Annotated in this window: 20 protein-coding genes, 1 rRNA gene and 1 pseudogene; 20 read left to right on the top strand and 2 right to left on the bottom strand. The window is 67.5% G+C overall.

The window, feature by feature from the left end:
* The 7 genes and pseudogenes from rrf to recN form a co-directional block, all read left to right on the top strand.
* A 5S ribosomal RNA gene (gene rrf, locus ABZS43_RS28865) occupies positions 1 to 91 on the top strand; the annotation flags it as partial.
* Between the two features lie 1140 nt (positions 92 to 1231).
* A pseudogene (locus tag ABZS43_RS28860) lies at positions 1232 to 1960 on the top strand (hypothetical protein); the annotation flags it as partial.
* A 266-nt stretch (positions 1961 to 2226) separates the two neighbouring features.
* Positions 2227 to 3126 carry an HAD-IIA family hydrolase gene (locus ABZS43_RS28855; protein ID WP_355039122.1) on the top strand — a complete coding sequence of 300 codons (900 nt, stop codon included), beginning with the start codon at positions 2227 to 2229 and terminating at the stop codon, positions 3124 to 3126.
* Between the two features lie 48 nt (positions 3127 to 3174).
* Positions 3175 to 3447: a hypothetical protein gene (locus tag ABZS43_RS28850; protein ID WP_355039121.1), complete on the top strand. Its 273-nt coding sequence runs from the start codon at positions 3175 to 3177 to the stop codon at positions 3445 to 3447.
* A 1-nt stretch (position 3448) separates the two neighbouring features.
* Complete coding sequence (locus ABZS43_RS28845; RefSeq protein ID WP_355039120.1) at positions 3449 to 4261, top strand: TlyA family RNA methyltransferase; 813 nt, start codon at positions 3449 to 3451, stop codon at positions 4259 to 4261.
* A complete protein-coding gene (locus ABZS43_RS28840; protein ID WP_355039119.1) occupies positions 4258 to 5250 on the top strand; it encodes an NAD kinase in 993 nt (330 codons plus the stop codon). Before ABZS43_RS28845 ends, ABZS43_RS28840 begins: the two co-directional genes overlap by 4 nt.
* Positions 5228 to 6997, top strand: a complete 1770-nt coding sequence (recN, locus tag ABZS43_RS28835) for a DNA repair protein RecN (RefSeq protein ID WP_355039118.1) — start codon at positions 5228 to 5230, stop codon at positions 6995 to 6997. Before ABZS43_RS28840 ends, recN begins: the two co-directional genes overlap by 23 nt.
* A 139-nt stretch (positions 6998 to 7136) precedes the next feature.
* Here recN and ABZS43_RS28830 read toward each other — a convergent pair whose 3' ends face one another.
* Positions 7137 to 7556 (bottom strand): SRPBCC family protein, encoded by a 420-nt coding sequence (locus ABZS43_RS28830; RefSeq protein ID WP_355039117.1) that lies wholly within the window; start codon positions 7554 to 7556, stop codon positions 7137 to 7139.
* Between the two features lie 188 nt (positions 7557 to 7744).
* Here ABZS43_RS28830 and ABZS43_RS28825 point away from each other — a divergent pair, with 188 nt between their 5' ends.
* Both ABZS43_RS28825 and ABZS43_RS28820 read left to right on the top strand, forming a co-directional pair.
* Positions 7745 to 8650 (top strand): LysR family transcriptional regulator, encoded by a 906-nt coding sequence (locus ABZS43_RS28825; protein WP_355039116.1) that lies wholly within the window; start codon positions 7745 to 7747, stop codon positions 8648 to 8650.
* Between the two features lie 91 nt (positions 8651 to 8741).
* A complete protein-coding gene (locus ABZS43_RS28820; protein ID WP_355039115.1) occupies positions 8742 to 8939 on the top strand; it encodes a rhodanese-like domain-containing protein in 198 nt (65 codons plus the stop codon).
* Between the two features lie 71 nt (positions 8940 to 9010).
* Here ABZS43_RS28820 and ABZS43_RS28815 read toward each other — a convergent pair whose 3' ends face one another.
* On the bottom strand, positions 9011 to 9385 hold the full coding sequence (locus ABZS43_RS28815) for an SHOCT domain-containing protein (protein WP_355039128.1): 375 nt from the start codon (positions 9383 to 9385) through the stop codon (positions 9011 to 9013).
* A 349-nt stretch (positions 9386 to 9734) separates the two neighbouring features.
* On the opposite strand from ABZS43_RS28815, the gene steA reads away from it, so the two are divergent.
* The 11 genes from steA to der all read left to right on the top strand — a co-directional run bounded on the left by steA (position 9735) and on the right by der (position 22087).
* A complete protein-coding gene (steA, locus tag ABZS43_RS28810; RefSeq protein ID WP_355039114.1) occupies positions 9735 to 10949 on the top strand; it encodes a putative cytokinetic ring protein SteA in 1215 nt (404 codons plus the stop codon).
* A 31-nt stretch (positions 10950 to 10980) separates the two neighbouring features.
* Positions 10981 to 11925, top strand: a complete 945-nt coding sequence (locus tag ABZS43_RS28805; RefSeq protein ID WP_355039113.1) for a copper transporter — start codon at positions 10981 to 10983, stop codon at positions 11923 to 11925.
* 237 nt (positions 11926 to 12162) lie between these two features.
* The gene (locus ABZS43_RS28800; RefSeq protein ID WP_355039112.1) at positions 12163 to 13884 is read left to right on the top strand and encodes a CTP synthase; all 1722 of its coding nucleotides are present in this window, start codon (positions 12163 to 12165) and stop codon (positions 13882 to 13884) included.
* Positions 13885 to 14139: 255 nt separating this feature from the next.
* Positions 14140 to 14796 carry an NUDIX hydrolase gene (locus ABZS43_RS28795; RefSeq protein WP_355039111.1) on the top strand — a complete coding sequence of 219 codons (657 nt, stop codon included), beginning with the start codon at positions 14140 to 14142 and terminating at the stop codon, positions 14794 to 14796.
* 13 nt (positions 14797 to 14809) lie between these two features.
* On the top strand, positions 14810 to 15763 hold the full coding sequence (gene xerD / locus ABZS43_RS28790) for a site-specific tyrosine recombinase XerD (protein WP_355039127.1): 954 nt from the start codon (positions 14810 to 14812) through the stop codon (positions 15761 to 15763).
* A gap of 335 nt (positions 15764 to 16098) precedes the next feature.
* Entirely contained in the window at positions 16099 to 17076 is a 978-nt protein-coding gene (locus ABZS43_RS28785; protein ID WP_355039110.1) for a ParA family protein, read from the top strand.
* Between the two features lie 101 nt (positions 17077 to 17177).
* The gene (locus ABZS43_RS28780) at positions 17178 to 17990 is read left to right on the top strand and encodes a segregation/condensation protein A (protein WP_355039126.1); all 813 of its coding nucleotides are present in this window, start codon (positions 17178 to 17180) and stop codon (positions 17988 to 17990) included.
* A 65-nt stretch (positions 17991 to 18055) separates the two neighbouring features.
* Positions 18056 to 18700: an SMC-Scp complex subunit ScpB gene (gene scpB, locus ABZS43_RS28775; RefSeq protein ID WP_355039125.1), complete on the top strand. Its 645-nt coding sequence runs from the start codon at positions 18056 to 18058 to the stop codon at positions 18698 to 18700.
* 8 nt (positions 18701 to 18708) lie between these two features.
* Positions 18709 to 19926 carry a pseudouridine synthase gene (locus ABZS43_RS28770; protein ID WP_355039109.1) on the top strand — a complete coding sequence of 406 codons (1218 nt, stop codon included), beginning with the start codon at positions 18709 to 18711 and terminating at the stop codon, positions 19924 to 19926.
* Positions 19927 to 19997: 71 nt separating this feature from the next.
* Positions 19998 to 20675 carry a (d)CMP kinase gene (gene cmk, locus ABZS43_RS28765; RefSeq protein WP_355039124.1) on the top strand — a complete coding sequence of 226 codons (678 nt, stop codon included), beginning with the start codon at positions 19998 to 20000 and terminating at the stop codon, positions 20673 to 20675.
* Entirely contained in the window at positions 20672 to 22087 is a 1416-nt protein-coding gene (gene der, locus ABZS43_RS28760; RefSeq protein WP_355039108.1) for a ribosome biogenesis GTPase Der, read from the top strand. Before cmk ends, der begins: the two co-directional genes overlap by 4 nt.
* Positions 22088 to 22113 lie beyond the last annotated feature (26 nt).

The raw sequence follows: 22113 nt of genomic DNA, 5'->3' as shown, positions 1-22113 counted from the left end.
GCCCGGTCCCATTCCGAACCCGGAAGCTAAGCCTGCCAGCGCCGATGGTACTGCACTCGACAGGGTGTGGGAGAGTAGGACACCGCCGGAACATCCTTCACGATAGGGGACCCAGAATCTGGGTCCCCTATCGTCGTTTGGGCACCTTGTCGTGCCCTCGCTACACGGCCGTATCCCTACACCGATGTCGGTACGTGATTGAATTTGCTCGTGGAGCCCGCATCGGCTTCCGGAACTTCAGAAAGGGATCACCGTGTCGGAACAGAACGACGGTCGGAAGTCCTTCCGACGCGGCGATGGATCCGATCGTCCATCCCGCGGTACCGGCGGCTCCGACGAAGGCCGTCCCGACCGCGGCGGGGAGCGTCCCGGTTCGTCCGGTGGACGTGCGTCCGATCAACGCGGTGGATCCGGCGACTACAACCGTGCTGGTAGCTCCGGTGACCGCAGTGGCGGTTCAACACGCGGTGGCACCGGCGGCGGTTTCAAGCGCGGAGAGAATTCGACGCCGCGCGGCGGTTTCCGCCGCAACGACGATTCGGGTGGTCGCGGCGGTGACTCCCGGGGCGACAATTCCGGTGAGCGCGGTGGTTTCAAACGCGGCGGTTCCGACGACCGCGGTGGCTACAACCGCGAATCCGGACGTAGCGGTGGGTTTCGTCGCAGTGATTCGGGCGGTGACAACCGCGGTAGCTCGAGCGCGTCCGGAGGTCACCGTGACTCCGGCCAGGGTGGTTTCAAGCGCGGCGGGAGCTTCGGCGACCGTGATCGCGGCGGGAGCTCCGGCGATCGTGGCGGATTCAGCCGCGATGCCGGTGATCGCGGCGGGTCTTCCGGTCGTGATTCCGGTGATCGCGGCGCCCAACGTCGTGGTGACAACGACCGCAGCGGATCCCCGCGCGGTGGTTCGGGTGAGCGCGGTGGTTTCCGGCGCGACTCGGACGATCGGGGTTCCGCGAACCGCGGAGGTTCCGATGACCGCAGCCGCCCCGACCGGAGCTCCGATCCGCGTGAGCGTGGCGGATTCAAACGTGCGAGTGAGAGCGGCGGCTTCCAGCGCGACGCCGGTGACCGTGGCGGCCAGAACCGCGGTGGTGATTCCGGCGATCGCGGTGGTTTCAAGCGCGGCGGCAGCTCCGGCGACCGTGATCGCGGCGGGAGTTCCAGCGAGCGTGGCGGATTCAGCCGCGGCGCCGGTGATCGTGGAGGCTTCGACCGGGGTGACGACCGTCGCCGCGGTGGTGAGGGCGCTCGTGGCGCAGGGCAGGGCGATCGCCGCCCGCCTCGTGCGGAAGAGCCGGATCTGCCGGACGAGATCCAGGCATCCGATCTGGACCCGACGGTCCGTCGCGACCTGTTGAGCTTGGACAAGACCAACGCCGAAGCCGTTGCCAGGCACTTGGTGATGGCCGTTCGCCTGATCGATGACGATCCGGGGCTGGCGTTGGCGCATGCGCGTGCCGCCCGGCAGCGTGCGGGCCGTATCGCTGTGGTCAGGGAGACCGCGGGCGTCACGGCGTATCACGCGGGGGAATGGGCCGAGGCGCTCTCGGAGTTGCGTACCGCGCGCCGGATGTCGGGTGGCTCTGGTCTGCTCGCCGTCATGGCGGATTGCGAACGCGGACTCGGTCGCCCCGAGCGGGCCATCGAACTCGGACGTAGCGACGAGGCCAGGGAACTTTCCGGTGACGAGGCCGCCGAACTCCGCATCGTCGTCGCGGGTGCTCGCATGGATCTCGGCCAGTACGACCAGGCCGTGGTCACCCTGCAAACCTCCGACCTAGACCCCGAGCGCACCGGCTCGTCCGCCGCACGCCTTTTCTACGCCTACGCCGACGCCCTGGTCGCCGCAGGCCGCACCGCCGAAGGCCTGGAATGGTTCCTGAATTCGGCCTCCGCGGATCTGGACGGCGAAACCGATGCCGAAGAGCGGGCCGCCGAACTCACCGGCGATCAGTAGCCGACCGCGACCACGCTGTTTCGTCGGGGACCGCACACCACGTCGCTCGGGGAAGCGGTAACCGGCGTCGAGGTCGTCCTCGTCGGCGACCCGGCCTCATATCGGGAAACATGCCTGTCGCCTCGCTGGCGTAGGGTGCGAGGCGTCTCGGTCAGCTGCCGAGATCGCCGCATCGGTGGTGTGGGGCGGGAATTGCCCTCGCCGGACCCGGTCGGCGGGAGGTGCGAACGGCCCGGTGCCGATCGGCGACATGGAGTGAGAGTGGTGTGAGGCGACTACGGGATCGCTATGAGGCCCTGCTGCTGGATCTGGACGGAACTCTGTACAGGGGGCCGGCGGTGATCGATGGCGCGCCGGAGGCGCTCGTCGGCGAGGTCGGCGGTCAGAGGTTGGTCTACGTCACCAACAATGCCAGCCGGGCGCCGGAGACGGTCGCCGAGCATTTGACCGAACTCGGCTTCCCCGCGGCCTCCGAGGATGTGGTGACCAGCGCCCAGGCGGCGGCCGGGCTGCTGGCCGAGCGTCTGGCTCCCGGTGCGACGGTGCTGGTCGTCGGCACCGACGACCTGGCACGCGAGGTGGACGCGGTCGGATTGAAATCGATCCGCCGGTTCGACGATGTCGCCCCCGCCGCCGTGGTGCAGGGCCATTCGCCGCACACGGTATGGCCGGATCTGGCGGAGGCCGCCTACGCCCTGCGCGCGGGCGCGCTGTGGGTGGCGGCCAATACCGACAGGACCTTGCCGAACGAGCGCGGTCTCGCGCCCGGCAACGGTGCGATGGTCGCGGCCCTGGTCGCGGCGAGCGATCGTGAACCGGTCGTCGCGGGCAAACCGTACGCGCCGCTGCTGGAGGATGCGCTGGTGCGGGCCGGTACGCGCAGCGCGCTGGTGGTGGGGGATCGGCTCGACACCGATATCGAGGGTGCGAATCGGGTCGGCCTGGAATCGCTGCTCGTTCTCACCGGCGTCAGCACCCTGGACGAATTGCGCGGGGCGCCGACCGAACGGATTCCCACGTTCGTCGCCGACTCACTGGTCGCACTCAACCATCCACCCATCGAATTCGACGTCGAGGGTGACCCGGGTCGGATATTGGCCGACCTGGCACACCGTCATCCCGGCAGGGCGGTGACGGTCCGCGCGTCCGATTCCGAAATCCGATAGCGTTGTCACCACAATGAGTACTCCGAAACCCGCCCGAATGGACCCGGTATGACCGCACCAGGCTCGAACGGACCCCGCCCCGGTGTCCCACTGCCCGGTCGGCACCTGCCCGGCGCGCAGGGGCATCCGGAGCCCGCCGATCCGGCTCGGATCCGCGCCGAGATCGATAGCCTGCTCGCCGAACTCGGCTCCCGCCCGCAGTGGGTGAATCCAGCGGCGGACAGCGCCGAATCCGGTGCGGATATCACCCGGCGCGCCCGCATCCTGGAACAGGCACACGACGTGCTCGTTCAGGCCCTGGCTACGGTGGACAAGATCTGAGGTGGCCAGGCGCGCGCGGGTGGACGCCGAACTGGTTCGCCGCGGGTTGGCGCGATCGCGGGAGCACGCGGTCGAGTTGATCGGCGCGGGCCGCGTCCTGATAGCTGGAACGGTCGCCGTGAAACCGGCGACCGCGGTCGAGACGGGTACCCCGCTGCTGGTGCGCGAGGTACCCGACGAAGTGTCGTGGGCATCGCGCGGTGCGCACAAACTGCTCGGTGCGCTGGAAGCGTTCGGTGTCGGCATCGAGGGGAAGCGCTGCCTGGACGCGGGTGCGTCGACCGGCGGTTTCACCGATGTACTGCTGTCGAAGGGTGCACGCGAGGTGGTCGCCGTCGATGTCGGATACGGCCAACTCGTCTGGCGGCTGCAAAGCGATGAGCGGGTGAGGGTACTCGATCGGACCAATGTGCGCACGCTGACGCCCGAAATCGTCGGTGGCGCCGTCGAACTGGTGGTCGGCGATCTGTCGTTCATCTCACTCGCTCTGGTGCTGCCCGCGCTCGCCGCCTGCGCGGCGCCGGGGGCCGATCTGCTGCCGATGGTGAAACCGCAGTTCGAGGTGGGTAAGGAACGCGTCGGGTCCGGTGGCGTTGTCCGGGATCCGGCATTGCGCGCGGAGGCGGTGCGCGAGGTCGCCAGGGCGGCGGCCGGGCACGGGCTGCGTACTCTCGCCGCGGTGGCGAGCCCGCTGCCCGGTCCGTCCGGGAATGTCGAATACTTCTTGTGGCTGCGTAACGACGGACGGTTCGAATACGACGACGAGCAGGTCGCGGCCCTCGTCGAGCGTGCGGTTGAGGAGGGGCCACAGTGAACGCGCCGACCGTCGGCGGCCGGCGGGAAATCCTGCTCGTCTCACACCCCGGACGCGCCGAGATCATCGAAACCGCCCACCGGGTCGCGAAGATCTTCGCCGACGCGGGTATCGGGTTGCGGGTACTCGACGACGAAGCCGACAGCACCCGATTCGAATTCGAGGATACGAGCGCGAGCGTGCGAGCCGTGGCCGAGCCGGGTGGTTATCCGGCACGGGTGGTCCCGCACGATCCGAGCGCCGCGCTCGGATGCGAGATGGTGCTGGTGCTCGGCGGCGATGGCACCTTCCTGCGGGCCGCCGAACTGGCCAGGCCCGCCGCGGTGCCGGTTCTCGGAATCAATCTGGGCCGCATCGGATTTCTCACCGAAGCCGAGGCCGAGAATCTGGACGAAGCCTTGGCGCAGGTGGTGCGCGGGGACTACCGTGTCGAGGACCGCATGACGATCGACGTGACGGTCCGCGTCGATGACGAGATCGTGGAATCCAGTTGGGCGTTGAACGAGGCGAGTATCGAGAACGCGTCCAGGATGGGTGTGCTCGAGGTGGTACTCGAAGTCGACGGCCGGCCGGTGTCGTCTTTCGGCTGTGACGGAATACTCATCGCCACGCCGACCGGCTCCACCGCCTACGCGTTCTCCGCAGGCGGCCCGGTGGTGTGGCCGGAACTGGAGGCGCTACTGGTGATTCCCAGTAATGCGCACGCCCTGTTCGCGCGGCCCCTGGTGACGAGCCCCGAATCCCTGATCGCGGTCGAATCGGTTGCGACGGGCCACGATGCGATAGTTTTCCTTGACGGCAGGCGCACCTTGGCTCTGCCTCGTGGCGGCCGGGTGGAAGCGGTCCGTGGCGCGGAACCGGTGCGCTGGGTGCGGTTGGATTCCGCGCCGTTCGCGGATCGAATGGTGCGCAAGTTCCAATTGCCCGTGACCGGCTGGCGTGGCCGACGGCGAACGGAGAGCACACGTGCTGACAGAGATCAGGATTGACGGACTCGGCGTCATATCCACCGCTACCGCGCAATTCCACGAGGGGTTGACCGTGTTGACCGGCGAGACCGGCGCGGGCAAGACCATGGTGGTCACCAGCCTGCATCTGCTGAGCGGGGCGCGGGCGGACGCGGGCCGGGTCCGGCTCGGAGCCCAGCGCGCGGTGGTAGAGGGCCGGTTCACCGTCGATGATGTGAACGAGGCCGCCCGTGCCGAGGTCGCCGCTGTGCTGGAATCGTCGGCGGCCGAACGCGATGACGACGGCAGCGTCATCGCGGTGCGTACCGTGGGCAGCGACGGACGTTCGCGCGCCCATCTCGGCGGCCGTGGTGTGCCCGCCTCGGTGCTCGCCGAATTCACCGCGCCGCTGCTGACGGTGCACGGCCAGAACGACCAATTGCGGCTCCAACGTCCCGACCAGCAATTGAACGCGCTCGATCAGTTCGCCGCCGACACCGTCGGACCGCTGCTGCGCAAGTATCAGGCGTACCGGCGCTCCTGGCTCGATGCCCGCAACGAATTACTCGAACGGACCGCGCGCAGCCGCGAGCTCGCGCTCGAGGCGGATCGCCTGAAACATTCGCTCGGCGAAATCGACTCCATCGCACCGGAACCCGGTGAGGATGTGCGCATCGTCGGCGAGGTGCGCAGGCTGAGCGACCTCGATTCGCTGCGCGATGCCGCCGCGACCGCACACGAGGCGCTCGCCGGTTCGACCGATTCGCCCGAAGGCGGCTCCGGCGCACTGGAATTGCTCGGCGCCGCCAGGAGTCGCATCGAATCGGCCGACGATCCCGCGCTCACCGCGCTCGTGCCGCGTTTGGGTGAGGCCATCGCCGTCGTGGTCGACTTGACCACCGAACTCAGCGGTTATCTGTCGGATCTGCCGTCGGATCCCGGCGCCCTCGATTCCCTGTTGACCCGCCAGGCCGAACTCAAGAGCCTCACCCGCAAGTACGCACCGGATGTCGACGGTGTCATCGCCTGGGCCGAGGAGTCGCGCGCCCGGCTGGATTCGCTGGACGTCTCGGAAGAAGCGCTCACCAAACTCGCCGCGGAGGTCGATGTCGCCGCGGAGAAGGTGCGGGAGGCGGCACGCAAACTGACCACGGCGCGGACCAAGGCGGCGGGCAGACTCGCCGCCGCGGTCAGCGCCGAACTCGGTGGTCTCGCCATGGGGAAGGCGCGGCTCGAGGTCGAGTTGCGTGCGGTGCCCGCTGGCGCGCAGGATTCCGCGCCGCTCGCCGTCGGAGGTAAGGAATTACACGCGGGCGCGTCGGGGGTGGACGAGGCCGAGTTCCGCCTCGCCGCGCATTCGGGGGCGCAGTCGCTCCCGTTGAGCAAGAGCGCATCCGGTGGTGAACTCTCCCGGGTGATGCTCGCGCTCGAGGTGGTGCTGTCCAGCTCGGACCACGGCGCGACCATGGTCTTCGACGAAGTGGACGCGGGTGTCGGCGGTCGCGCGGCGGTGGAGATCGGTCGACGTCTGGCCCGGTTGGCCCGCACCCACCAGGTGATCGTGGTGACCCACCTGCCCCAGGTCGCGGCCTTCGCCGACACCCACCTTGTTGTCGACAAATCCGATGACGGCAACGGCATCGTCAACAGCGGCGTCAGGGCGTTGACCAAGGACGAGCGGGTCATCGAACTGGCCCGCATGCTCGCCGGATTGGGTGACACCGAAACCGGTCGCGCCCACGCGGAGGAACTGCTGGAAACGGCCCGCGCGGAGCGCGCCCCGGCCTGATCGGGTCGTGCCGGGCAGATGCGGGCCGCCGTAATACTCGCCGAGCCGCCCAGCGGGCGGCAGTCACCGGCACCCCCGGATACGACCGAACCCCCGCCCGCGCAAGCGGACGAGGGTTCGGAGCGGATCTGCTATCGGGTCAGCGCAATGCCTTCTGCGCGCCCTTGATGAACTGGTTGATCAGATTCTTCAGCCCGAATTCGAGCACTTTCGCGGGCACCGGCAGGCTCGGCTCCGACTCCATCGTGTACGAGACCAGTGTCCCGTTGTCGACGTCGGTGAAGGTGATGATGCCGACGTGGCGTTTCACCGGCGCGCCCTTCACGATCTTGTATTCCATTCGCTCGCCGGGAACCAGTTTGGTGGTTTCCTCGAGCAGACCGACGCCGCCTTTGCCGATGAAGTACTGCGCGCCCACACCCTCGGGGGTCGGCGAGCCCGGCCGCTTCAGGGTGAAATCGACCGGCAGGTAGGGATTGATCCCATCGCGTTCGACGAAGAATTTGTAGACGACTTCACGCGGGGCCGCAATGACGGCATCAACGGTACTGCTGGCCATGTTGTCTCCTATACGAGCTGTCTGTGACAGGAAGTGTATAGCTACCCTGACGCGGTGCCGCGCGACCATGTCATCCGAATCGCCGACGTGAAGTCCGGGTGTACAGAATCGTTCTGATCGTAAGGATTTCCGTGACGGCGGCGGGTGCGCATGATGAGTGCGGATGCCAGCAGTCGAAGCGAGGGTTCATGTACGACATTCGACGCCTCATCCTGCTGCGCGACCTGGCGGAGCGCAGCACCATGACGGCTGTCTCGGAGCTGCACGGCATCACCACCTCGGCCGTGTCGCAGCAATTGCGGATTCTGGAGGACGAGGTCGGCAGGGTGCTGACGCGGCGGGAGGGCAGGACACTGCGCCTGACCCCGGCCGGTCGGATACTCGTCGATCACACCTCGCGGATCGTCGCGGCTCTGGAGGAGGCCGAGAGCGCGGTCGCCGCGACGGCGGAGGCTGTCACCGGGGTGCTCACCCTGGCGACATTCCGGACCGCGCAGTCACGACTCGCGCTGCCCGCGGCCACCCTGTTGAAGCGCGAGTATCCGGCCCTGCGCGTCCGCGTGGTCGATCAGATGCCCGTCGACTCGGTTCCTGCCGTGCGCCAGCAGGAGGTCGATCTGGCGATCACCTATTCCTATTCCTTCCGCGCGCGGGATCTTCCGTTCGGCCTGTCGTCGGAAGTCCTGTTCAGCGACCCGCTCGTCCTGCTAGCGCCGCCCGGATTGCGCGAACGCGCCGCACAGCACGGCCTGGCCGAGGTGCGTGACGCCGACTGGATCGCCGCCCGTGACGGCGCGCCGTCGATCGTCTCGGTCGTCTATGCCTGCGGGGAGGCCGGTTTCGCGCCACGGATCGAACATCGCAGCGGCAGTTTCGAGGGGATGGCCGAGATGGTGGCGCACGGGCTCGGCGTCGCCATCGTTCCGGAAATGTCGGTGTCCGAACATCATCGCGCACTGATCGCCTGCACCATCGCCAACGGGTCGCGTCAGATCGGTGTCACCTATCGTCTGGCCTCGCTGGAGCGACCGGCCGTCGCCGCGGCGATTCGCGCGCTGCGCCTGACCGTGCTGCCTACCCAATTGGCGTCGTGACGCGTGATTGTTGTAGCGCACCTTGATATTTCGTGGGGTACAGCGGTCGATTGGAATCACCGTGATCGAGTCCGTTGCTTCGCGGACCGGCGTGACAGAGCGTGAAGTGCATCCCGAGATCATCGCGCTCGACCAGCCGATCGTCGTCTGCGGATCGGTCAATGGTTCGGGGCCGGTGGCGTCCGGGCTGCTCGAGCGCGGATTCATCGATGTGGTGCACGTCGAGGGCGGTTTTCCGGCGTGGCAGGAGGCCGGTCTGCCGACCGATCCGCCGGTGGTCGCCGGGTAACTATCGCGGCGAACCCGCCGGGCCGGAATCGCCTCAGCGATGCGCGCGGCCCGACGGGTTTTTCGTCGCCGCTACCGCAAAGCGACGCGTTTGATCTGTTCGAATTCTTCCGGGGTGATCGCGCCGTCGTCGAGCAGTTTCTTGCCGTTCGCGATCTGCGCTGTCGGATCCGCGCCCGCCACCTGCCTGATGTAGTCGTCCTGCGCCTGTTTCAGCTGGATCGTGTCGGCGGCCCGTCGTTCCGCCATCCCTTTGCCGCGCACCACCAAATACACCAGGGCTGTCAGGAACGGGAATATCAGCAGGAATACCACCCAGATCGCCTTCGCCCAGCCCGAGGTTTCGTGATCCCGGAACAGGTCCGTGAGGATCGAGAACATCACCATCAGATAGGCGATGAAGAAGAAACTCACCACGATGAACCAGATAATGTCCCAAAAATCCATATTCATTCGCCCTTCTCGAGGCCGCGGTGCCCAGGCACTGTCAGCACGATGTGGTCGCGTTGTGGTGCGACGTGGCACAACCCTCCAACCCGATGGGCCGGATTCCCTCACACGATGCGGGTGATTTCGGACGGCGTGGCCCGGTCCGCTTCGCGCCGAGATCTCGGTGTCCCCGCACGGCGGTGCGCCAGGTGTTAGCCATCCTCGGCGGGATGCAGATATCGGCGCCAAGGGGGCTCTCCGATTCGAGCGGTATGGATTTGGTACGGGAAGTATCACTGTGACGAATGTGGCAGATGATACGGCGCGCCTCCGCTGACAGACGCGGTTCACCAGCCATTATCGGGCCATGAAGATGCCGGCGCTGCTGTCGAGAGCAACCGAATCGCTGCCAGGGCTGACCGGGGTGGCCCGGGTCGATCGTAATACCCGCCGTTTGCTGCGACGCGCGAACGCCGGTGATGTCGTGGTCATCGATGAGATGGACCTGGACCGGATGACCGCCGATCGCCTCATCGAGGCCGGTGTCGTCGCGGTGATCAACACCTCGCCATCGATCTCCGGCCGGTATCCCAATCTCGGCCCGGAAGTGCTCGTGGCCAACGGGATCCTGCTGCTCGACACGGTGAGTTCGGACGCCTTCACCAAGATCAAGGACGGCGCCAAGGTGCGCATCGCCGACGGCGTCGTCTACTCGGACAAGCTCGTCAAGAAGGAACCCGAAGTCCTGGTCGAGGGCATCGAACTCACCGAAGCCGCCGTAGCGGAACGGATGGTCGCCGCCCGCAGCGGGCTGGCCGATCACCTCGAGGCCTTCGCGGGTAACACGATCGAATTCATCCGCACCGAGAGCGCGTTGCTGATCGATGGCATCGGCGTGCCCGAACTCGAACTGTCCATGAAGAACAGGCACGTCGTCGTTGTCGGTGACGGCTCCGACCACGCGGACGACCTCAAACGGCTCAAGCCGTTCATCAAGGAGTACGCCCCGATCATGATCGGCGTCGGCCGCGGGGCCGACACCGTCAGGAAGCAGGGCTACCGGCCCGATCTGATCGTCGGCGACCCCGACGAGATCACCGCCGCGACCCTCAAATGCGGAGCCGAGGTGATCCTGCCCGCCGACACCGACGGCCACGCCAAAGGGCTGGACCGGATCCAGGATCTCGGCATCGGCGCGACTACCTTCCCGTCCTCCGGCGCGCCCTCGGACCTGGCCCTGCTCCTCGCGCATCATCACGGGGCGGTGTTGATCGTGACCGCGGGCGCCGCCGCCTCGCTGGACGATTTCTTCGACCGTGGACGTCGTGACAGCAATCCGGCGACCTTCCTGACCCGGCTGAAGGTCGGCACCAAACTGGTGGACGCCAAGGCGGTCGGCACGCTCTACCGCAATCGCATGACCGGTGTCGCCATCGCCATGGTGGTACTCGCCGCGCTGGTCGCGATCATCGTGGTGCTGCTCGCCTCCAATTCCGGCGGCGAGGTCCTGAACTGGACGATCGACAGTTGGAATCGATTCGCGCTGTGGGTGCACGACTTGGTCGGCGCGGGAGACCAGTAGCGGCGGGTTCCGTCACGAGCACAGGAGCATCATGATCTCGTTTCGCCAGCACGCCATTTCGATCGTCGCGATCTTCCTCGCGCTGGCGGTCGGCGTGGTTCTCGGATCGCAGACCTTGGCGGCGGACATGGTGTCCGGCTTGCGCTCGGACCGCAGCGATCTGCGTCGACAGGTCGACGCCTACTCCGCGCAGAACCGGCAGTTGACCGACGAACTGAATGCCGCCGACCGTTTCATCGCGGGTTCGGCGAACCGGATCACGGGGGGAACGCTCGCCGGTCGCAGCGTCGTGGTGTTCACCACGCCGGACGCCGACCCGGCCGATATCGAGGCGGTGACCAGGGGACTCGAGACCTCGGGTGCTTCGGTGACCGGGCGTATCGCGCTCACCGACGCGTTCCTCGACGCCGGTGCGGGCGATCGGATGCGCACGACTCTCACCAATGTCATCCCCGCCGGTGCGCAGCTGCGCACCGGCGCGGTCGATCAGGGCAGTATGGCCGGCGATCTGCTCGGTCTGGTGCTGCTGCTCGATCCGGCGGACGCGCAACCGCGCGGCACCCCGCAGGAACTGGATCTGGTGCTGGAGACATTGCGTGGCGGCGGCTTCCTCGCCGACGGGGGCGCCCCGGTCGCGCCCGCCCAACTCGCGCTGGTGGTCACCGGCAATGGCGCGAAATCCGCCGAGAACGCCCAGGGCGCCAATATCGCCAGGTTCACCGGCGCGCTGCGCGGGCGCGGCGCGGGGGCGGTGCTGGCGGGCCGCGCTGGCGCCGCAGACAATCCGGGTCCGATCGCGGTCATCCGCTCGGACCCGGCCCTGGCGGCGGCCGTCACCACCGTCGACAATCTGGATCGCGAGGTCGGCCGGGTCACCGCGGTACTCGGATTGACCGAGCAGCTGAATGGCGGTGCGGGGCGCTACGGCACCGGCACGAAGGCGACCGCGTTGACCCCCGCCGCGCCGCCGGCCTGAGCGGAGTCGACCCGGATCGGATAGTGCCCGCTCGCGGTCGCTGCCGAGCCGTGCTCGACCGACCGCCGCCGCGCCGCGAGCGAGTTGGCTCACACTCACCGCCACGGGATACGGCATCGGGTGGCCGAGCCGTCCGAGCTCGGGGTGCTGAGAGCCCGGTCGAACGGTATAGCGACTTCCGGGCAAACGGGCGTGGTTGTCGAGCGGCGGGACGCATCCGTGTTACCGTGAAGACCCGTGGGTCAAACACGGATTCAGGCGCGAACTGCCACGAAACATATCTTCGTCAGTGGTGGTGTCGCCTCCTCATTGGGCAAAGGCCTGACGGCTTCCAGCCTCGGTCAGCTGCTGACAGCGCGCGGACTGCGCGTCACGATGCAGAAACTCGACCCGTACCTGAACGTCGATCCGGGCACCATGAATCCGTTCCAGCACGGAGAGGTGTTCGTGACGGAGGACGGCGCCGAGACCGATCTCGACGTCGGCCACTACGAGAGATTCCTCGATCGCGACCTGTCGAAGGACGCGAATGTCACCACGGGGCAAATCTATTCGACGGTGATCGCCAAGGAACGGCGCGGTGAATACCTCGGTGACACGGTGCAGGTCATCCCGCACATCACCGACGAGATCAAGGACCGCATCCTCGCGATGCAGGGCCCTGATCTGCAGGGCCAGGTGCCCGATGTGGTGATCACCGAGATCGGCGGCACGGTCGGCGACATCGAATCGCAGCCCTTCCTCGAGGCGGCCCGTCAGATCCGCCACGACGTCGGACGCGACAACGTCTTCTTCCTGCACGTGTCCCTGGTGCCGTATCTCGCGCCATCCGGCGAGCTGAAGACCAAGCCGACCCAGCATTCGGTGGCGGCGCTGCGCAATATCGGTATCCAGCCCGACGCGTTGATCCTGCGATGCGACCGCGAGGTGCCGCAGGCGCTCAAGAGCAAAATCGCGCTGATGTGCGACGTCGAGGTGGACGCCTGCATCTCTACCCCGGACGCGCCGTCGATCTACGACATCCCGAAGGTGCTGCACCGCGAAGGTCTGGACGCCTATGTGGTGCGCAGGCTCGGCTTGCCGTTCCGCGATGTGGACTGGACCGTGTGGGGCGACCTGCTCGACCGGGTGCATTCGCCGCGCGAGACCGTCGAGGTGGCGCTGGTCGGCAAATACGTCGACCTGCCCGATGCCTACCTGTCGGTCACCGAGGCATTGCGCGCGGGCGGGTTCGCCTCGCGGGCCAAGGTGCAGATCCGCTGGGTGCCCTCCGACGAATGCGAGACCGAGGCCGGCGCGATCGCGGCTCTGCGCGACGTGGACGCCGTGCTGATTCCCGGCGGATTCGGAATTCGCGGCATCGAGGGTAAGGTCGGCGCGATCCGCTACGCCCGCCTCCGCGGCATCCCCCTGCTCGGCCTGTGCCTCGGCCTGCAGTGCGTGGTGATCGAGGCGGCGCGTTCGGTCGGTCTGGCCGAGGCCAATTCGGCGGAATTCGAACCCGACACACCGCATCCGGTGATCTCGACCATGGCCGATCAGGAGGAGATCGTGGCGGGTGCGGCCGATCTCGGCGGCACCATGCGGTTGGGCGCCTATCCTGCGACGCTGGCCAAGGGGTCGGTCGTGGCCCAGGCCTACGGCGCCGAGCATGTCTCCGAACGTCACCGGCATCGGTACGAGGTGAACAACGCCTACCGCGACAAGATCGCGGCGAGCGGTCTGCGGTTCAGCGGCACCTCGCCGGACGGACATCTGGTCGAATTCGTCGAGTATCCGGCGCAGGTGCACCCGTTCTTCGTCGCCACCCAGGCGCACCCCGAACTCAAGAGCCGCCCGACCCGCCCGCATCCGCTGTTCGCGGCGCTCATTTCCGCGGCGCTGAAATACAAACTGGCCGAACGGCTTCCGGTGGACATCCCCGGCGAGGAATTGGCGGGCGCCGACCAGAGCTCGTGAATGTGAGGGTGTCGCCGGCCGATCGACGGTCGGCCCGCGGCACCAGCGTTCGGCGGCGGAATACCGTGTCGAGCACGGTGCGCGGCCCGTACGCGCATGCGGCGGGCCGATCGTGGGTATAGCGTGCTCGGGTGCGGACCGCGGTCCGGACCCGAACCGCGGTCCGGTCGGGGCCGCGCGCTGGTGTGCGGGAGGTCCGGACGCCGAGTGGGTGTGAGCGCGGGCGGCGACGCCGAGTGGGAGTGAGGCACGGTCGTGACGGAGAACGAAACAGCGGCGGGCAGCCACGAATTCGAGATCGTATCCAGTAGGACCGTATACAGCGGGGCCATCCTCGCGCTGCGGTTGGACCGGGTCGCGATGCCGGGCGGCAAGGTCGTCGAGCGCGAGGTCATCGAACATCATGCGGCGGTGGCGGTCGCGGCGATCGATGCGAACGACGAATTGGTGCTCATCGAACAGTACCGGCATCCGATCGAGGACAGGCTGCTCGAACTGCCCGCGGGACTGCTGGATGTGCAGGGCGAAGATCCGCTGCGGGCCGCTCAGCGTGAACTCGCGGAGGAGACCGGGCTGGCCGCGAACGAATGGTCGGTGCTGGTCGATGTGGCGTTGTCGCCGGGATTCACCGACGAGGCGCTGCGGATCTACGCCGCGCGCGACCTGTACGAGGTCGACCGTCCCGAACCGGAGCACGAGGAGGCGGATCTGCGGATCTTCCGTATGCCGGTCGGCGCCGCGGTGCGGGCCGCCCTCGCGGGCGAGATCGTGAACGCGACGGCGGTGGCCGGGGTGCTCGCGCTCGCGGCGGCGCGTGCCGACGATATCCCACTGCGTCCCGCGGACGCGCCGTGGCCCGGTCAACCGACGGGTTTCCTGAGTCGTCAGGCTCGCTCGCGATCCGAAGACTGACGTGTCCGACGGGGTGCTCGCGCGTGAGATAGCCGCCTACCTCGACCATCTCGCGGTCGAGCGCGGCGCCGCGCGCAACACTCTCGGCGCGTATCGCCGCGATCTCGGTCGCTACCGGAATTTCCTGACCGCACGCGGTATCACCGAGGTCGACCGAGTCGCCGAATCCGACGTCGCCGAATTCACCGTCGCGTTGCGGGCGGGCGGAGCCGATCATCCACCGCTCGCCGCGAGTTCGGTGGCGCGCGCGTTGATCGCGGTGCGCGGTCTGCATCGATTCGCCGCCGCCGAGGGCATCAGCACCACCGATGTCGCGCACGGGGTGAAACCCCCCGCGCCCGGCCGCCGACTTCCGAAAGCCCTGCCCTACGACCAGGTTCTGCGATTACTCGAGGCGGCTGGCGGTGGTTCGGCGGACCCGCGCGATCGCGCGTCCGGCACGGACGGCGGCCCGCGCGGTCTGCGCGACCGCGCGCTACTCGAACTGCTCTACTCCACCGGTGCGCGCATCTCCGAGATGGTCGGGCTCGATGTGGACGATATCGATACCGCCGAACGCGCGGTCACCCTGCACGGCAAGGGCGGCAGACAACGTATGGTGCCGATCGGCAGGCCCGCCCTCGCCGCGGTGGACGCCTACCTCGTTCGCGGTCGCCCGATGCTGGGCGCGGGCGGAAAAGGTAACGGGGGAGCGCTGTTCCTCAACGCGCGGGGTGGCCGACTGTCGCGCCAGAGCGCCTGGCAGGTGCTGCAGACCGCCGCCGAACGCGCGGGTATCGGCGCGGCCGTCTCCCCGCACACGTTGCGTCATTCGTTCGCCACCCATCTGCTCGACGGCGGCGCCGACGTCAGGGTCGTCCAGGAGTTGCTCGGGCACGCGTCGGTGACCACCACCCAGATCTACACGCTCGTCACCGTCAATACCCTGCGCGAAGTCTGGGCAACCGCCCACCCTCGGGCACGATGAAAATTGGCCGATGCCACCGGCGCCGGGGCCGCGCCGATGTGCGCGGTCGGTTCCTCACCGTTCGCACACGGGGTAGGGTCCGGATCAAAGGTATCCGCAGACTCGGTCGCGTCGCGCGACGAGACGGAATGAGACAGCATGGAGGGATTGCCCGCAACGGTGTCGATCGATCTCGATACGCGCTCCGAACACGGTGCCGCGTGTCCGAACGTGGGTCTCGTGTCGTCAAGCGGTAGCGTCTATCGAGAGCTGGACCGTACGAAAGCGAGGTCGGGCCTGATCGGTCTCGCTACGCTCGGCGAGGCAACGGGCAGAAGCATAAGGAGCAGCGGATCGTGACGACAGCCGGTGCGGCGCAGGAGCCGCCGATGGGTGCTGGGGCGCAGCCGCTTACGGGCCCCCGCTCGGAACCGTACTCGGAGGCCGCCGCGGAAACGCTGTGGGGCAAAGGCGCCGAGCCGGTTCCGGAAAGCACGGAACTCGGCCCGACGGGGCGGCCGTTGCGCCTCGTTCCCGACCCACCGCCGGTGGGCAGGCACGGCGACGCGCTGATCGTCGCCATGTGCAATCAGAAGGGCGGGGTCGGCAAGACCACCTCGACCATCAATCTCGGTGCCGCGTTGGCCGAATACGGTCGCCGGGTGCTGCTGGTCGATCTCGACCCGCAGGGCGCGCTGTCGGCGGGGCTCGGGGTCGCCCACCACGATCTGGACCAGACCGTGCACAACCTGCTGATCGGCTCGCGCACCTCCATCGACGACGTGCTGATGCCGACCAGGGTCGAGAACATGGATCTGCTGCCCAGCAATATCGATCTGTCGGCCGCGGAGATCCAGCTGGTCAACGAGGTCGGCAGGGAACAGACGCTCGGCCGCGCGCTGGAACCGGTGCGCGATCGCTACGACTACATCCTCATCGACTGCCAGCCCTCGCTCGGGCTGCTCACCGTGAACGCGCTGGCCTGTTCGGACGGCGTGATCATTCCGATGGAATGCGAATACTTTTCGCTGCGCGGGCTGGCGCTGCTCAACGACACCGTGGAGAAGGTGCGTGACCGCCTGAACCCGCGGTTGAGTCTGTACGGGATCGTGGTGACGATGTTCGACGCCCGCCTACTACATTCGCGACAGGTGATGGCGCGCGTCGTCGAGGTTTTCGGTGAGTTGGTGTACGACACCGCCATCTCGCGGACGGTCCGTTTCCCCGATGCCAGTGTCGCGGGCGAACCCATCACCACGTGGGCGCCGAAATCCGGTGGAGCCGAGGCTTATCGGTCGATGGCGCGGGAAGTCATCCACCGGTCGGGACGGTGAGCGATCCGATAACCCCGGCGCCGGAGACGACAACCGCGGACCCGCTCGACCCCGATGACGCCACGCCGCCAGAGGAACCGGCGCGGGCCTCGGGATTCCATCTGACGCTCAGCAACTTCCAAGGCCCGTTCGACCTGTTGCTCACCCTCATCAGCTCTCGCAAACTCGATGTCACCGAAGTCGCGTTGCACCAGGTCACCGATGAGTTCATCGCCTACACCAAGGCTTTGACCGCGGCGAGCGCCGAGGTGTCGGGCCTGCGCGCGGACAAGATCCTGGACCAGACGACCGAATTCCTCGTCGTCGCCGCGACTCTGCTGGATCTGAAGGCGGCCCGTCTGCTCCCTTCGGGTGAAATGACCGATGCCGAGGATCTCGAACTACTGGAAGCACGCGATCTGCTGTTCGCGCGGCTGCTGCAATATCGCGCGTTCAAACAGGTCGCGGAACTGTTCGGCGAACTCGAGGCCATCGCACTGCGCCGTTATCCGCGCGCCGTCGGTCTCGAGGAGCGCTTCGCCGGACTGATGCCCGAGGTTACGCTGGGGGTGGACGCGGCGGCTTTCGCCCAGATCGCCGCCGTCGCCTTCCGGCCGAGGCCGATTCCGCGGGTCGGGCTCGACCACCTGCATTCGCACGCGATCTCGGTGGCAGAGGAGGCCGCGCGAGTGCTGGAACGGCTCAAGGAACGTGGTCGAGGCGGGTGGACGACCTTCGCCGAGTTGGTCGCCGACTGCGAGATGGCGGTGCAGATCGTTGCCCGCTTCCTGGCACTGCTCGAGCTGTACCGGGGCAAGACGATCGAATTCGACCAGCCCGATCCGCTCGGCCCGCTCGCGGTGAGCTGGATCGGCGAGCTCGACCCCGACGCCGAGCACAATCAGACCGTCACGATCGAGGAGGATTACGGGTGAACGAGCCCAGCGCGCCCGAGATCTCGAGCACAGTCGCGCGGGACAGTCAGGCTCCCGACCCGACCGTGGCGCAGTTCACCCCCGCGACGCTCGACGAGACGGAATTCCGTTCCGCGCTCGAGGCCATGTTGCTGGTCGTGGACGCTCCGGCCCCGGTAGAACAGCTGGCCGCCGCCTTGGACGACACCACCGAGCGGGTGGAGGTGGCGCTGCGCGAGATGTCTGCCGAGTTCTCCGCGAGGGCCAGCGGCATCGACCTGCGTTTCGTCGGAGACGGGTGGCGCTTCTATACTCGCAGCGAGTACGCGCCCTATGTGGAGCGGGTGTTGCTCGATGGCGCTCGGACCAAATTGACCCGGGCGGCGCTGGAAACTCTGGCGGTGGTCGCCTACCGCCAGCCGGTGACCCGTACCAGGGTCAGCGCGGTTCGCGGTGTGAATGTCGACGGTGTGATGCGCACGTTGCTCGCGCGTGGATTGATCGCCGAGGCCGGGGTCGATCCGGAAACGAACGGCACGCAGTACTGCACGACCGAATTGTTCCTGGAACGGATCGGGCTCGCGTCGTTGTCCGACCTGCCCGCGCTGGCGCCCTTACTTCCGGGCGTCGACCTGATCGATGAGATCAACGAGAGCCTGGAGACCGACCCCCGTTACACCAGGCTGAAAAAACCCGCCGAATCCGATTTGGATCTCGGCACCGAGAATTGACAGGACAGATGAATAATTCCGCTCGCCGAGATGGCACACCGGATCGAAGAAAACGCAGCGACCAACCCGCACAGGGTGGCGCGAATCGCACCACGGGCTCCCGTGGCGCCCGCGCGGCACAGCGTGGAGCCGCCGCCGAGCGCGGAGCCTGGGACAACGACCAGCGCGGCAACAGCAGGCGCGGCGGTTCCCAGGGGGAATCGCCCCAGCGCGGCACCCGCGGCGGGTACGGGCAGGGCGGGTCGACCTCCTCGGGGGGGTCCGGCTACCGTGGCTCGGCCGCGTCCGGCTCGACGCAGTCCGGTTCCGCCCCGCGTGGCGGTTCCGCCCGGCGTCCCGCGCAGGCGCCCGCTCCCACCGGCCGTAAAGCCAAGAATCCGAAACCGCAGCGTCAGGTCACCGGACCGCCGTTGCTGAGCAATGCCAAGCCCGCACGCCGCCAGCATGTCGAATCCGACAGCACCGAAACCCACACCAAGATGCCGTGGGGTGAGGGTGAGCGGTTGCAGAAGGTGCTCGCCAAGGCGGGGGTCGCCTCGCGCAGGGCCGCCGAGGACATGATCGCGCAGGGTCGCGTCGAGGTCGACGGGATGATCGTGCGCGAGCAGGGTCTGCGCATCGACCCGCAGAACGCGGTGGTCCGTGTCGACGGAACCCGCGTCATGGTGCGTTCGGAACTGGTGCACCTGGCGTTGAACAAACCCAAGGGCTGGCAGTCCACCATGTCCGACGATCTCGGACGCCCCTGCGTCGGCGATATCGTCGCCGAGCGGATCGCGGCCGGGCAGCGGCTGTTCCACGTCGGGCGTCTCGACGCCGACACCGAAGGCCTGTTGCTGCTCACCAACGACGGTGATCTCGCGCATCGGCTCATGCACCCGTCCTTCGAGGTCTCCAAGACCTACCTGGCGACGGTGAACGGCGAAGTCAACAACAAGATCATCGGTAAGCGACTGCGCGAAGGCGTGGAACTGGAGGACGGTCCGGCCAAGGTCGACCGCTTCCAGGTGCTCGAACTCGGGGAGGGACGCTCCCTGGTGAAACTGGTGTTGCACGAAGGGCGCAAGCACATCGTACGCAGGCTGTTGGACGAGGTCGGACATCCGGTCACCCGACTGGTCCGCACCCAGATCGGTCCGGTGATATTGGGCGATCAACGGCCCGGCACGCTGCGGGTGCTCGGTCGCGACGAAGTAGGCAAACTCTACGAGGCGGTGTCGTTGTGAACAGTGTGGAGGTTCCGGTGCAGAGTGCGGCAGCGGGCAAGCTTTCGGGCGCCGAGTCGTTGGTCGTCGCGATGGACGGTCCATCGGGGACCGGAAAGTCGAGCGTCTCGCGGTTGCTCGCGAACCGCCTCGGCGCCCGCTACCTGGATACCGGTGCGATGTACCGGGTCGCCACCCTGCGGGTGCTGCGCGCGGGTATCGACCTCACCGACACCGCCGCCATCGGTGCGGCCGTGAAGGAACTGCCGCTGACCATCGGCACCGATCCCGGCCACGAGGTCATCGCGCTCGACGGCGAGGACGTGTCCCGCGAGATCCGCGGCGACGCGGTCACCAGGGCGGTGTCGGCGGTGTCGGCGGTGGCTGAGGTTCGTGAGCTGTTGGTCGCGTTGCAGCGTGAAATCACCTACAGCGCACAGCGGATCGTGGTCGAAGGCCGCGATATCGGCACCGTCGTGCTGCCCGACGCGGACGCGAAGATCTACCTCACCGCCTCCGCGCAGGCACGCGCCCAGCGGCGCAATCAGCAGAATATCGTCGAGGGACGCGGCGATGACTACGAAGCCGTACTCGCCGACGTGCAACGTCGCGACAACCTCGATTCGACTCGCAAGGTCTCCCCGCTGCGCCCGGCCGAGGACGCGGTCCTGGTCGACACCAGTGAGCTGACCAAGGACGAGGTCATCGACGAGTTGTACCGTGTCGTCGCCCGCCAGATCACCACGAGCTCGCCGGGAGGCGCCCGATGAACGAAGACGTACTCGCCGGCGACGGCGTCTGGAGCGACGAATCCGACTGGGATGTCACCGATGTCGACGACATGTCGGAGGATCTCGAAGATCTCGTCATGCCCACCCTCGCGGTGGTCGGACGTCCCAATGTCGGCAAGTCCACGCTGGTCAACCGTATTCTCGGCCGCCGCGAGGCCGTTGTGGAGGATATTCCCGGCGTGACCCGCGACCGCGTCTCCTACGAGGCCAACTGGTCGGGCAGGCGTTTCTGGGTGCAGGACACCGGCGGCTGGGAGCCCGATGCCAAAGGCTTGCAACAGCATGTCGCCCGCCAGGCCGAACTGGCCATGGAGACCGCCGACGCCATCCTGCTCGTCGTCGACGCGACCGTCGGCGCGACCGCGACCGATGAGGCCGCGGTCAAGAAATTGCGCCGTTCCAAGATCCCGGTGATCCTGGTGGCCAACAAGGTCGACGATCAGCGGGTCGAATCCGAGGCCGCGGCATTGTGGTCGCTCGGGCTCGGCGAGCCGCGCATGGTCAGCGCCGCCCACGGCCGTGGCACCGGCGATCTGCTCGACGATGTGCTCGCCGCACTGCCGGAAACGCCCCGCGAGGGTAGCGGCGGGACCGGCCCGCGCCGCGTCGCGCTGGTCGGCAAGCCGAATGTCGGTAAGTCGAGCCTGCTCAACAAGTTGTCCGGCGACGAGCGTTCGGTGGTGCACGATGTCGCGGGTACCACCGTCGATCCGGTGGACTCTCTCGTCGAGTTGGGCGACAAGATCTGGAAATTCGTCGATACCGCGGGTCTGCGGCGCAAGGTGTCCAATGCCAGCGGCACCGAGTTCTACGCCTCGCTGCGCACCAAATCCGCACTGGAGGCCTCCGAGGTCGCGATCATGCTGATCGATGCCTCGCAGCCGATCACCGAACAGGATCTGCGGGTGATCAGCCTGGTGGCCGATTCCGGTCGAGCGCTGGTGCTGGCCTTCAACAAATGGGATCTCGTCGATGAGGATCGGCGTCTCATGTTGGACAAGGAAGTGGACCGCGACCTGGTCCGCGTGCCGTGGGCGCAACGGGTCAACATCTCCGCGCATACCGGACGGGCGGTCCAGAAACTGGTTCCCGCCATGGAAACGGCTCTGGAGTCCTGGGATAAGCGGATCTCGACCGGCCGCCTGAACACCTGGCTCAAAGAGGTGGTCGCGGCCACTCCGCCGCCGATGCGCGGCGGTCGGCTGCCCCGGGTGCTGTTCGCCACCCAGGCGTCCACGCGCCCGCCGACCTTCGTCCTGTTCACCACCGGCTTCCTGGAGGCGGGTTACCGTCGCTTCCTGGAGCGCAGGCTGCGCGAGGAATTCGGTTTCGACGGCTCGCCGGTTCGTGTCTCGGTTCGAGTGCGCGAAAAGCGGGAACGCAAAAAGTAGATTCGTTTCGATACGGGCCCTGTGAC

Source organism: Nocardia sp. NPDC005366 (assembly GCF_040606855.1).
Taxonomy (GTDB): domain Bacteria; phylum Actinomycetota; class Actinomycetes; order Mycobacteriales; family Mycobacteriaceae; genus Nocardia.
Note: the sequence above shows the minus strand (reverse complement) of the source record. Positions and strands in the feature narration are given on the sequence as shown.